The organism is Peptoniphilus sp. GNH, assembly GCA_021307325.1.
Classification (GTDB): domain Bacteria; phylum Bacillota; class Clostridia; order Tissierellales; family Peptoniphilaceae; genus KA00134.
Genome location: CP089931.1, coordinates 1,072,840 through 1,085,132 on the forward strand (window position 1 = coordinate 1,072,840; position 12,293 = coordinate 1,085,132).

Consider the following 12,293-nt stretch of genomic DNA (forward strand, 5'->3'; position numbering starts at 1 on the left):
CCTTGTTCATGGGGTGAGACTGCATCTGACCTACCAACAAAATCACAGATTTTGGGTTAGGTCATTATCTACCTCCACTTCTTAAATTCTTACGCATAGATGCATTAACAATAACTTCATCAAGGAGAGTCCCTCCAAGATAAACTGGTATGACTATATCTCCAGAATTTTCCGATTTTAAATTGATGTTTGCAAGTGCATCGGATATTTGTCTTCCTATATCAATTCCATTTACAATAGGTTCTTTATCGTGTCTCCCAATACCTAGAGATGATATATTGGGACTTAAAACCATATCACTTGCTACATTTTCCATCGAAGATTGAACTAATCTTCTGCTCTTTTCTATCCCCTTAGATAGACCTTCCATAAAATCAGGCATCCATGATTCGTAGTCAGTAAGTGGACCAACATCTGGAACAGAGAAGTGCAGGTAAGACCTAATAGTTGATGCTACATTCGATACAGCCGATGTAACATTGCTAATTGCACTTCTAATCCCTCTAGCAATTCCGTTAATCATATCGGCTCCCCATGTATAAGCTTGGGATGCCAAATTTTTAATGTGATTAACTTCATTATTAAATCCATTTCTAATAGTGGACTGAATATTTGACATGGTTGATGAAATACTTGATCTCATGGAATTAAATGCAGATGATACTGCTGACTTTGCAGTATTCACTGCAGATGAAATAGTCGACTTTATGGAGTTCCAAGCAGATGAAACAAAGGACTTAATGTTATTCATTGTTGATGACATAAAGGTCTTTATCCCGTTCCAGACTGATTCAAGAACTGCCTTAATAGAAGTCAAGATAGTCTCAATTGTAGTTTTTATGTTTGTCCAGGATGTAGAAATAAATTCTCCAATAGCAGTAATAACTGTTGTTAAAAACTCTTTTAGTCCATTCCAAATAGTCTCTACTTTTACTTTGATTGCATCTAGAACTGTTGAAATTAAAGTCTTAATACTTTCCCAAGTAGTCCTGATAAACTCACTAACTGCTGTAAATACTTCTGTAGTTGTAGTTGAAATAGCTGTCCATATATTGGTAAAAATAGTTTTAATTCCTGTCCAAAGGCTTGTAAAGAATTCTCCTAAACTTTGCCATAAACTCTTGGCTCCCTCAATAAAGGTATTCCAAGATTCAGTTAGAAAAGTTGTTATAGATGTCCAGATAGTATTCCATCCTTCAGAAAGTCCATTCCATAGGTTGGCAAAGAAGTCCTTGATGCCTTTCCAAGTAGTCTTAACACCTTCAATAAATCCAGACCAGAATTCTGATAAGAAAGTAGTAATTTCAGTCCAAGTGCTTGTCCATGAATCAGATATTCCTTGCCATAGATTGGCGAAGAATTCTTTTATTCCATTCCAAATAGCAACTGTTGATTCTTTGATAGTATCCCAAATAGAGATAAGTCCTTCTCTAAACCAGTCGCACTTCTTCCATAAAAGAACTAGACCCGCTATTACTGCACCAATAGCAATAGGAACAATACCAATGGCTGATACTACTGCAGTGATTGCTGGTATAAGTGTGCCTGTAAATATTCCAACTATCTTAGTAATTCCTCCTATTATTAGAGGTCCTTTGGTCATAATAGTTCCTATTGACCAGACAAGCTTTCCTACAATCATAAGAACTGGACCAAGAGCAGCTATAAAAAGACCGATACCTGCAATAATACCTTTTACTGGTCCTGGAAGGGCATTAAGTCCATTTACCAGTTTTGTTAATATATCTACTGCTTTTCTAACAGCAGGCATTAAAAGTTCTCCAAAGGATATAGCTAATTCTTCTAAGGCAGATTGTAAAATCTTTAATTGACCAGCTAAGTTATCCTGCATAGTAGCAGCCATTTTTTCTGCTGTTCCATCTGCGTTATAAATGGCATCACTCAAACTGTTATAGTCTTTTTCACTGGCATTTATAATTGCCAACATTCCAGACATGGCATTTTTACCAAATATCATGGATGCTGCTTGTGCTTTTTGAGTTCCGTCTAAGTTAGCAAAGGCAACTCTAAAGGTGCTTAGAGTCTCATCAAGTGAAAGCCCCTGTACATCTTCAATAGATAATCCCAACATGGACATTCCATTAATAACTTCTTTAGTTGGTGATGCGAGTCTTGTTAGTCCAGACCTTAAAGCTGTCCCTGCTTGTGAGCCTTTTATTCCTGCGTTAGCCATTAAACCTATAGCTACTGCTGTATCTTCAACTGAATAGCCAAGTGTCCCAGCAATAGGCGCAGCATATTTGAAGGTTTCACCCATTAATGAAACATTGGTATTGGCATTAGATGATGCAGCAGCAAGAACATCAGCAAAGTGAGAAGAGTCTTCTGCTTTTAAACCAAAGGCTGTAAGGGCATCTGTTACGATATCTGAAGTAGTAGCTAAGTCCTCACCACTAGCTGCAGCAAGGTTCATGACTCCTTCAATACCACTAATCATATCTTTACTTTTCCAACCAGCCATGGCCATGTAGTTCATAGCCTCTGCCGCTTCAGATGCTGAGAACTTTGTTTTGGCTCCCATTTCACGAGCCTTTTCCCTCAGAGCATCAAAGTCAGACCCTGTTGCACCAGATACTGCTTTTACCTTTGACATGCCAGAGTCAAAATCTGATGCAGTCTTTACTGCCGCTACCCCAAGACCTGCTACTGCAAGAGATACTGGCATCATTTTTCTTCCTACATTTTCTATATTTTGCCCTGTGTTTTGCCATTTTTCTCCAGTAATAGCTATGTTTTGCAGAGTTTGATTAGTGGTTGCCCCTTGTCTTTCTAGAGATTTAAGGGCTTGTTCTGTTTCAATAATCTCACGTTTAAGGGCATCATATTGCTCTTGGGAAATCTTTCCTTCTGCAAGAGCCTGTTCAGCTTGTTTTTGTGCCTCTTTCAAAGAGGTTAATTTATTCTTTGTTTCTTCTAAGGTCTGTCCTAATAGCTTATGCTTTTGGGAGATAAGTTCTGTATTTCCAGGGTCAAGTTTTAGAAGTTTATTGACATCACGAAGTTCAGACTGAGTATGTTTAATCTCCGTATTAACTTGTTTTAATGCAGTTTGAAGTTTGGTAGTATCCCCACCAATCTCAACAGTTATCCCTTTTATTCTATTTGCCAATATCTCACCTCCTTAATTTTGAGCATCAAAAAAGCACCTACCCTTTTGATAGATGCTAAAAATTAATATTCACTGTAAATATCATCGTCAGTGTAAAACCAAAATTCTAATTCATCATTAATTGCCTTAATAATATCTGCTTGATTTATTTTGTCTTTTTTGTTTTTTCTTCCGCCAATAATAAAAAAGATATTTCCCTCATCAAAGTTTACTTCTTTTTTTTCAATTGAAGAATCTATAGCCAGTAATGTTGAATCTTTTTGATTGTAATATATTCTTACCGTGTCGGGAGACTTATTATATTTTCTAACAGCCTCTTCTCTGTCACTTTTTGGAATTTCGTTGATATTGATTTTTGGACTTCGACCTTTGTTTTTCTTTTTACCCACAGTATCACCTCTGTTACAGTAATTATACCATAAGTAGATTAAAATTTATCAAAGTCTTCTTGTGTGGCTACTTCCTTGTATTTATATTCATCGTTATTCTTTTCTGTGAACATATCATTTACAAGTCCAATTGTTAATAGGGATAAATCAGAAACAGAAAGACCAAGCTCCACTGCCCTTAATAGGAATAAGGGTGTAGTCATTGGTCTTTCTGTTGGTCTTACTTTTTTTAGGAACTTCTTCCGATTTTATATTAAGCCCCCATAATTCAATTAGCTGTGGCAGAATTTGGTAAATTGAAAAGGTTGAGAAATTATCCAACCATTCTTCTGGACTATCTGGCACAGTTTTGTCTCCATGCTTGGCCATTACATAGGCTATATTTTCAAATAGTTCTAATGAACCTATGTCAAGATTAGATTTATCTTCATCATTTTTCTTCATGGACTTTTCTAGTTCCATTAAGTCTTTAAAGATATCCCTTCCAAATTTAAGCCTATAGATTCTTGGGATAGCTGCTGATGCACGGAAAGCAACATCTTGTCCATCAATTTGAATTTTCTTTGTTAGTGCCATATTTATTTACCTCCAACACTTGCTCTTGAAGGTGTTACTGTAGTTTCTGTTGGCATATAGACTGACTTGTACCAACCATCATAAGTTTCCTTCGTAGTCTCTTCCCCTGTTCTAGCCTTTACATTTCCATTTGGAAGTGGTCTTGCTTGAATAGACAAGGTTTCTGGTTGAACTTCTCTTGATTCCTCGTTGGTTTCTCCCTCAAGGGTAGGTCTTGCTGCTGAACAGTTATACATGACGTGACGGATTTTCTTTTGGTCACCATCAAACTCGAATAACAATGCGAAGTTCGCAGTTTCAGAATTTGAAGACTCAATTAGAACCTTATTGGAATCTGATTTTTCCATCAAAACATCAGTCCTAAAGGATTCTGGAATAAGAGCGATTTCTAAATCTCCGTCATATCCCATATTGTTTGAAATAGTGTAGTATTCAATTCCATCTGCATAAAAGCTTTCAGGCTCTCCATTAGGATCCAATGAAATTGAAACAGCACCAGGCATTGGCACTGGTGTCTTATATTTAATAACACCTTCTTCAGCTTTATCAAAGAGAGCGTAGTGTACGTTACAAATATTAAATTTAACTTTATTGGCCATTATTATTTACCTCCGTAATTTTTAAATTAAGTGTGAATTCATACAAAACTTCATAAAGTCTTTCTGATTCAATCCAAACTTCAGATTTTTCATAATAGATTTTTTCTCTATCAAGTATCTCTTCTATTTTTTCTTCTAGTTTTAAATCTTTCTTATCAGTATAAAGTTCTAAGACTATCTGGGTGTTCTTATAGAAAACTACTCCATCTGCACCAAAGTTTTTATTCTTTGGAAATAGATAGACCATAAATGGTGGAGCAGGGCTTTCTCCTTCAGCAAAGTGGGAGTATGCAAAAGGAAGTCCTATATCTTCAATTATTTTTAATAGCCTATCCATCTTGTAATTTCCTCATTATATTTTCTTCCAATTCTCTAACTCCTTTCTCTTCAGCTGGTCCAATGTGTGGCTTAGCAGATACTCTTCCTCCCTGTCTAAGAACATGACCTTTTTCAAGTAAATGAGCCAGTTGATATCTATTTCTTGAGTGGACTACAATTTCTATTGAGTTTGATGTTTCTTTCATAGTTTTTACAGACCAAGATTTAGAATATTTCTTTGTTTCTCCTACAGGTGCATTTTCTTGTATGTCTTTTCTAATATTGCTACCAGCTTTTTTGACTTCCTTTTTGACTTCATCTGTTGCCATATCAGAATATTCTTCTAAGCCCTTCATTATTTCACTGGCTAGGTTTTCAATTTTTACATTCATCTACTCACCTTCCTACACCTAAACTTTATAAGTCTATTTTTGTAGTTCATAAAGTCAATTGAGACGATATTGTACATTTCATCATCAAATAGAATTCTGTACTCCGAAGTATTAATATTCTTCAACCTATTTTGAAATCTTACAGTAAAAGAAATATCTGACCTATCTACTTCCATTCCTAAAAAAACTTCTTCGCCTTTTCCTTGAAAGGAAATATAGGCTGAGGTTTCTAGATAGTCTGTCCATACTGATTTATGGTTACCAATTCCATCCACCTCAACATCTTTATTTTGAAAGATTATTTTTCTATTTAAATCTGATATCTTCATTAGAATTCAGCCTTTCTCATTCCAAATAATAAAGCCCTTAGAGTTAAGTTTAGTTCAGAATAATCTGCCTCTTCTCTATGTTCATAAAGATAAGCAGTCATATATAAGACAGCTATCTTTCCATTTGGATTTTTAGAAAGGTCTTCTTCACTATCAACTCTGGCGACATCCATGGAGTGCTTGATTGATGATTGGATGAGAGATTCAATCATCTCATCCTCATCATCAAAATCCACCCTTAAATAGGACTTTGCCTCCTCAAGAGTAATCATAATTTACTCCTTAGGCAGTAGCACCAATTTTTAAAAGTTTAACTGCCTCTCTTAAAACAAGGATTCCATCAACTCTTTCCTTGCCTAAGAAACCAACCATACCGTTTCCAGCAAATAGTTCCTTTAAGTCTTGGAAAGACCTATTTCCTCTATCTCCAATCTTGTAATAAGAAAAATCGCCAAAGGCTACAGCAAGTTTTCCTTTTTCAGTTTTAGGAGCAAAGGCAGATGTATAGGCAGGATATCCTAAAAGTCTGTCTGGTTCTCCATCTTTAAGAGATGGTTGCCAAATATATGCACCATTAACATCTTTAAGCTTTCTAATTTGAGCAACTGTTGCATCATTTAAAATGAAGGCTGCTCTCTTTCTATATGGTCTATCTAGGGAGTAAACTAAGTCAATTAGTTCATCTGCCGTAATTGTTTGAGCCTTTGTTGTTAGGCCAAGTTCTCCACCCTTTTTAGAGTCAAAGATTCCTGTAGGTTTATTTACTCCATCGCCATTTAAGAAAGCATCCTCTTCAGCATTTGCTAGTGCTCTAGTAAATTCTTCAGTGATGTATTTTTCTAAATTAAAGGCCGCATCATATAAAAGTTCTTCAGTAACTTTAATCCCAACATGAAGTTTATGCGCATCAAGTGCTACTTGGTCGAATGTACCATCTCCGAAAGTAAGTTGGCCACCTTCTTCTACCCATAGGGCTGCTGGCTTTGTAGCTGCAATGTTAATTTTATGAAGTCCAGAAGTTTGAACTTTTGTAGCAAGTTTTCTTACAATATTTTCATCTTCAAGACCATTTACAATATCTGCTTCCATTTCTTCTGGAACTAAATATCCACCACTTTCATCTGTGCCTACTTTTAATTCATTAGAAATATCTCTAAAGTTAGTTCTTAATGCCTTCATCATAGATTTCTTATAGACATTTCTTGCTCTCATTGGTTTATCTTCTTCATTAAAAGTAGTAGGTTCATTTGTCAGTGCTTGAGTAGTAGGTTTTTCCAAGGATTTATCCATTTCTTCTTCCCTCTTCTTTCTTTCGATTTCACGAGTATAATTCTCTATAGTTCTTTCCATCTCTTCATATGTCTTAAAATCTTCATCAGACATTAGACCATTTTCATCTTTCTTAGATTCAGCAAATTTCTTTGCCTCATCCCAAGATTTAGTTCTCTTTTCCATTAGTTCTTTTAAATTCATATAATTACCTCCAAGTGTTTTTAATTTTGTTTAATCTTTCTTCTATCTCACTCATTGAGTGAGTCTTTACTTCTTTATTTATCTTTGTTAAGAGCAAGTTTGTGACTGCTCGTCTTGAAAAGACCATGTTCGTAACTTTTTCATCTTTTCTTTTGTCGGCGAGAGTACCATCACAAAAACCCATCTCAATAGCCTTGTTCTTATCAAACCAAGTCTCTCCATCCATTAGGTTAGAAATCTCTTCTCTGGACAAACCTGTCTTAATCTCATAAGCATTGATGATTGATTCCTTGACTTCCTTTAACATGTCTATAGCTTTTTGCATTTCTTTTGAGTCACCAATAGCTACAGTTAAGGGGTTATGAATCATCATTAATGATGTTGGACTCATCAGCACTTCAGTTCCTGCCATGGCAATGACTGATGCTGCTGATGCTGCAAGCCCATCAATCTTAATGGTCACATTTCCCTTGTGTTCTAAAAGCATGGTGTAAATTCTTGATGCAGCTATACAATCTCCACCAGGGGAGTTGATCCATACAGTTATGTCTCCACTTTTGTTTTTTAATTCTTCAAAAAAGAGCCTTGGAGTGATTTCATCATCAAACCAAGACTCTTCTGCAATAACTCCATCTATATAGAGTTCATTTGAATCCTTTTTCCAGTTCCAAAATATTTTATTGTTCTTCATTAGGACTTGTTTCTTCTCCTTTCTGCTGATAAAAACTACCTGCCTTATCAAGTGGTAGCATATTTCCATTTACAAGATATAAGTCACCGCCTTCTTCAGCCGAGATTCTATCAAGATTTTCTAATTCTCTTATGTCATTTGCACTCATCCACCCATTCTGTCTTCCTACAGCATATCCATTCATTCTTGACTCATAGTCTCCTCTTAGAAGTCCATCAAGGTTGAATTTAATAAAGTAGGATTCTTTTTCTTTATTTGTTAGTAGTGCTCTTTCTAAGGATTGTTCCCAACGAACAATCCAAGGATCAAGAGTGTATTTAACAAATTCAAGTGACTGCTGTTCTATATTTGAAAATGACGATCTCTCCAAGTCTCCAATCATATGAGGTGGTATTCTAAAAATTCTTGCTATCTCATTTAACTGAAACTTTCTTGTTTCCAAAAACTGGGCCTCACTTGGTGCTATAGCTATGGGTTGATACTTCATCCCTTCTTCAAGTACAGCCACTTTGTTGGCGTTCTTAGGTCCCTGAAAGGCAGCATTCCATGACGCTCTAACTCTTTCTGGGTCTTTAATAATTCCTGGATGCTCTAAAACTCCACCTGGTTGTGCTCCATTTTGGAAGAATGACGCTCCATAATCTTCGCAAGCCATAGCCATACCAATTGCATTCTTTGCCATTGTAATTGGCGAGTATCCAATAAGGCCATCAAAACCAAGTCCAGGTATATGAAGGATATCTTCTTTTAAGAGATAAACTTCTTCTGATTTGTGATTGTATTTATAAAAGATTTCTCCATCTTCACTTCTCATAACAGTCATTTTGTTTGGCATTAATGGATAAAGTCCAATTACCTCATTTCTTCCGTTACGAATTATCTGAGCGTAGGCATTACCCCAAAGTAGAAGATGAGTCATTAATGTTTCTCTAAATACAAATGATGTCATCTCAGTATTTGGTTCATCGTGTAAAAGAAAATATATGACGTGGTCTTTAGCTTTTTCTTTTGAGTTTGAATCTCCCCTTTTATATAAATGAAGAGGAAGTCCAGCTAATGTTTCAGCAAGGACTCTCACACATGAATAAACTGCCGTCATCTGCATTGCAGTAAATTCATTTACATTCCTACCTGCTGTTGTTCTCCCAAATAAAAAAGACGATGAAGATATCCTCTCCCCGTCTTTAGGATTGTCTCTCGACTTGAATATTAAATTTAAAATGTTTATATTACCACCTCCTTAATTTAGTCATGAAAAAAGCACCTACTTTTGTAGATGCTAGAAATTTATATTAACAAAATAGGATCTGAGCCAAACCAAGTCTCTACATCCCTATCATGGTCATCATTATTTATAGGATCCTCGTACCCTACATCGTCAATCCATGATATAGCAAAGTAATATTTCTCTGTTTTAGTTTCTTTTAATATCAAATAAGATAGACCATTAGGTTTATATTCTATATCGTAATCATTACTTATTTCCATTAGTCTACTTCCTATGTATCCCCAACTTTCTCCATAGGCTCCAATGGATAGCTTTATCCTTTCTTCCCCATAAAAACCTATACATTCTAGCATCTCCCCAGTTTCTATTTCAGATTTTAAGGATTGATTTTTTATAATTTCACAAGAAATGCTATATTCTTCACCAGTTGGTTTAGATATTATTTCTATTAAGTACCTACCTAATAAATTAGGACAAGTTCTATCATTAGCACACTTTTTATATTCGTAGCTTATTTCTTTGTCGTTGATTTTTATAGATATATCTCCAAATGGAGTATTCAACCTTTTCATATAATCCTCCTATTGTCATTATACCAAATTCAGAATACTATTAACCCTCTATCATCATAAACAGATTCGCTTGTATCATTTCCACATCTTATAGCTCTATCAAGTGCCATAATTGTGGCAATTACTCCATCTATCTTCTCAGTAGATTTTCCCTTGTCTGCCTTAATGTTTCCAGCAGGGTCAGTTCGTATAAAAATATTGTCCATCATCCATCTTAGAACTGGATTACCTCCATGGGCTATTTTTCTTTCAAGAGTTAGTTTCATTAATTCTTTTGTTGGTGGAGACATATCTTTAAATCCTTGTCCAAAGGGAACAACAGTAAATCCCATACCTTCTAAGTTTTGAACCATCTGAACTGCTCCCCATCTGTCAAAGGCAATTTCTCGGATGTTATATATTTCGCCTAAGTCTTCTATAAATTTTTCAATAAAACCATAATGAACTACATTGCCTTCTGTTGTCATAATATAGCCTTGTTTTTTCCATAGGTCATAGTTTACATGGTCTCTTTTTACTCTTAGGTCGAGGTTATCTTCTGGCAACCAAAAGTAAGGTAATATTTGATATTTATCATCTTCATCTATTGGAGGAAATACTAAAACAAAAGCTGTAATATCCGTTGTGCTTGATAGGTCAAGTCCACCATAGCAAACTCTTCCTTTTAGTTCTTCTTCATTAACAGTAAAATTACATAGGTCCCATTTTTCCATAGGCATCCACCTGATTGCTTGTTTGACCCACTGATTTAATCTTAACTGTCTGAAGGCATTTTCTTCAGTTGGGTTTTGCTTAGCTGATTCACAGGCTTGTCTTACTTTTTCTATAGGAACTGTAATTCCAAGAGAAGGATTTGCCTTATGCCATACTTTTTCATCTGTCCAATCATCTTCTCTGTCTGCTCCATAAATAACAGGATAAAAAGTTGGATCAGTTTTTCTACCTTCAAGTATGTCCACTGCCTTTTGGTGAGTTTCGTAGCAGATTGATTTCGTATCTGTTCCTGCAGTTGTTATGAGAAAATATAGTGGTTGGGTTCTTGCATCGCCAGACCCTTTTGTCATAACATCAAATAATTTTCTGTTAGGTTGAGTATGAAGTTCGTCAAAGACTACACCATGAATATTAAATCCGTGTTTAGAATAAGCCTCTGCAGATAAAACTTGGTAGAAAGAATTAGTAGGCTTATATATCATTCTCTTTTGAGATGCTAGAATCTTTACTCTTTTAGATAGGGCTGGGCTCATTCTTACCATATCAGCTGCAACATCAAAGACAATGGTTGCTTGTTGTCTATCAGCAGCGCATCCATAAACTTCTGCTCTTTCTTCTCCATCGCCACAAGTAAGGAGGAGTGCTACAGCAGCTGCAAGTTCTGATTTTCCCATCTTCTTTGGTATTTCAATATAGGCTGTATTAAATTGTCGGTATCCCGTATCTTTTACAATTCCAAATAAGTCTCTTATGATTTCTTCTTGCCATTCAATAAGCTTGAAGTCTTTACCTGCCCATCTACCTTTTGTATGTTTCAGACATTCTATAAAAGTGACAGCATAGTCAGCTTTGTTTTTATCATAGTGAGATGTAGGTAGCATAAATTTTGTTGGTTTATATTTCATTTGACCTCCTTCCTTGAAAAATAGGCATAAAAAATACTAGCCGTTAGCTAGTTCACTACGAGAAAAAGAGCCTTCGCTCAATTTCTTGGTTTTTAATTATTTTGTTTTCCTAATTCATAAGCCTCTTTTAACATTTCTTTTAATGACCATACTGAAACTTCTAAAAAATCTTCTGAATCATTGTTCCTTTTTTCTAAATCTCCTCTTTCTTCTATTGCATAAGAATGTTTCTTGGCAATTTCTAAAAGTGCTCGATCTCTTCTTTCATTAATTCTTTTGGTGGCTTCTAAAAAGCATTGTCTTTTCAATTCTTGGTTTGTCATTTATCTTACTCCTCTTTTCTTATTCTTTTGGAGATTATCTATAAAGTCGTCAAACCACTTTGCTCCAATCTCAAGCCTTATCATTGGAAGTCTTCCAAGCTTATTATATTTTAAACTTACTATCCTTAAGTCTTCAGGAAGGTTGCTTTCGTAAAATTCGTTAATTGTTTTTCCCATTGTGATATAAATTGTGTCATCTTCAAGGTAATCTTTTAAATAATCTTGGAAAGCTAAGTCTCCATTGTCTCCTTCGTAAAGTCCAAGCATTGTAATTGCTGAAGAGTCGATTAACTCATTTAAATCTTCCTGTGTTTTCATGTATTTGTATGCCATATTTTTCTCCTTATCTTTTTTTGTATGTACATATAACCGTACTGTCAAAAATAAGTCAAGTTAATAAAAGAATATAATGGCTATATTTCAACCTTTATCGGATATCTTTTCTATTCTATCCACTCTGAAAATTACATTTAACATTGAACCATTATCCCATTTTACTAGGATTGATCCAATGGCATCCACCCCGTAAACTGTGCCTAAAGTTCCAACTGGAGGTGCTTGGTCATCTTCCATTTGGATTAGTTTCACTCTCGTACCTACTGGATACGCCTCTTTTAATTTTTGTATAATTTCCCTTGAAATCATCTAATCACC

Annotated in this window: 16 protein-coding genes; all 16 read right to left on the reverse strand. The window is 35.3% G+C overall.

The features are described 5' to 3' along the window. Window positions 1–64 precede the first annotated feature (64 nt). On the reverse strand, window positions 65–3,130 hold the full coding sequence (locus LV469_05235; protein ID UHR02052.1) for a phage tail tape measure protein: 3,066 nt from the start codon (window positions 3,128–3,130) through the stop codon (window positions 65–67). A gap of 62 nt (window positions 3,131–3,192) precedes the next feature. Continuing rightward, window positions 3,193–3,519 carry a hypothetical protein gene (locus LV469_05240; GenBank protein ID UHR02053.1) on the reverse strand — a complete coding sequence of 109 codons (327 nt, stop codon included), beginning with the start codon at window positions 3,517–3,519 and terminating at the stop codon, window positions 3,193–3,195. Window positions 3,520–3,666: 147 nt separating this feature from the next. Next, window positions 3,667–4,095, reverse strand: coding sequence for a hypothetical protein (locus LV469_05245; GenBank protein ID UHR02054.1), 429 nt, complete (start codon window positions 4,093–4,095; stop codon window positions 3,667–3,669). Between the two features lie 2 nt (window positions 4,096–4,097). Next, the gene (locus LV469_05250) at window positions 4,098–4,694 is read right to left on the reverse strand and encodes a phage tail protein (protein ID UHR02055.1); all 597 of its coding nucleotides are present in this window, start codon (window positions 4,692–4,694) and stop codon (window positions 4,098–4,100) included. Then, entirely contained in the window at window positions 4,684–5,031 is a 348-nt protein-coding gene (locus LV469_05255; GenBank protein ID UHR02056.1) for a hypothetical protein, read from the reverse strand. Before LV469_05255 ends, LV469_05250 begins: the two co-directional genes overlap by 11 nt. After that, window positions 5,024–5,404: an HK97 gp10 family phage protein gene (locus LV469_05260; protein UHR02057.1), complete on the reverse strand. Its 381-nt coding sequence runs from the start codon at window positions 5,402–5,404 to the stop codon at window positions 5,024–5,026. Before LV469_05260 ends, LV469_05255 begins: the two co-directional genes overlap by 8 nt. After that, window positions 5,401–5,733, reverse strand: a complete 333-nt coding sequence (locus LV469_05265) for a phage head closure protein (protein UHR02058.1) — start codon at window positions 5,731–5,733, stop codon at window positions 5,401–5,403. The genes LV469_05260 and LV469_05265 overlap by 4 nt, the downstream gene beginning before the upstream one ends. After that, a complete protein-coding gene (locus LV469_05270; protein ID UHR02059.1) occupies window positions 5,733–6,005 on the reverse strand; it encodes a head-tail connector protein in 273 nt (90 codons plus the stop codon). The genes LV469_05265 and LV469_05270 overlap by 1 nt, the downstream gene beginning before the upstream one ends. Before the next feature lie 10 nt (window positions 6,006–6,015). Continuing rightward, a complete protein-coding gene (locus tag LV469_05275) occupies window positions 6,016–7,206 on the reverse strand; it encodes a phage major capsid protein (GenBank protein ID UHR02060.1) in 1,191 nt (396 codons plus the stop codon). A 4-nt stretch (window positions 7,207–7,210) separates the two neighbouring features. Next, a complete protein-coding gene (locus LV469_05280) occupies window positions 7,211–7,897 on the reverse strand; it encodes a Clp protease ClpP (GenBank protein ID UHR02061.1) in 687 nt (228 codons plus the stop codon). Further along, window positions 7,884–8,996 (reverse strand): phage portal protein, encoded by a 1,113-nt coding sequence (locus LV469_05285; protein ID UHR02062.1) that lies wholly within the window; start codon window positions 8,994–8,996, stop codon window positions 7,884–7,886. The genes LV469_05280 and LV469_05285 overlap by 14 nt, the downstream gene beginning before the upstream one ends. Before the next feature lie 188 nt (window positions 8,997–9,184). Beyond that, window positions 9,185–9,697, reverse strand: a complete 513-nt coding sequence (locus LV469_05290; GenBank protein UHR02063.1) for a hypothetical protein — start codon at window positions 9,695–9,697, stop codon at window positions 9,185–9,187. 29 nt (window positions 9,698–9,726) lie between these two features. After that, entirely contained in the window at window positions 9,727–11,316 is a 1,590-nt protein-coding gene (locus LV469_05295; GenBank protein ID UHR02064.1) for a terminase large subunit, read from the reverse strand. A 92-nt stretch (window positions 11,317–11,408) separates the two neighbouring features. Then, window positions 11,409–11,639 (reverse strand): hypothetical protein, encoded by a 231-nt coding sequence (locus LV469_05300; protein UHR02065.1) that lies wholly within the window; start codon window positions 11,637–11,639, stop codon window positions 11,409–11,411. Next, complete coding sequence (locus LV469_05305) at window positions 11,640–11,972, reverse strand: hypothetical protein (protein ID UHR02066.1); 333 nt, start codon at window positions 11,970–11,972, stop codon at window positions 11,640–11,642. Between the two features lie 87 nt (window positions 11,973–12,059). Next, window positions 12,060–12,284 carry a DUF4314 domain-containing protein gene (locus LV469_05310; protein UHR02067.1) on the reverse strand — a complete coding sequence of 75 codons (225 nt, stop codon included), beginning with the start codon at window positions 12,282–12,284 and terminating at the stop codon, window positions 12,060–12,062. Window positions 12,285–12,293 lie beyond the last annotated feature (9 nt).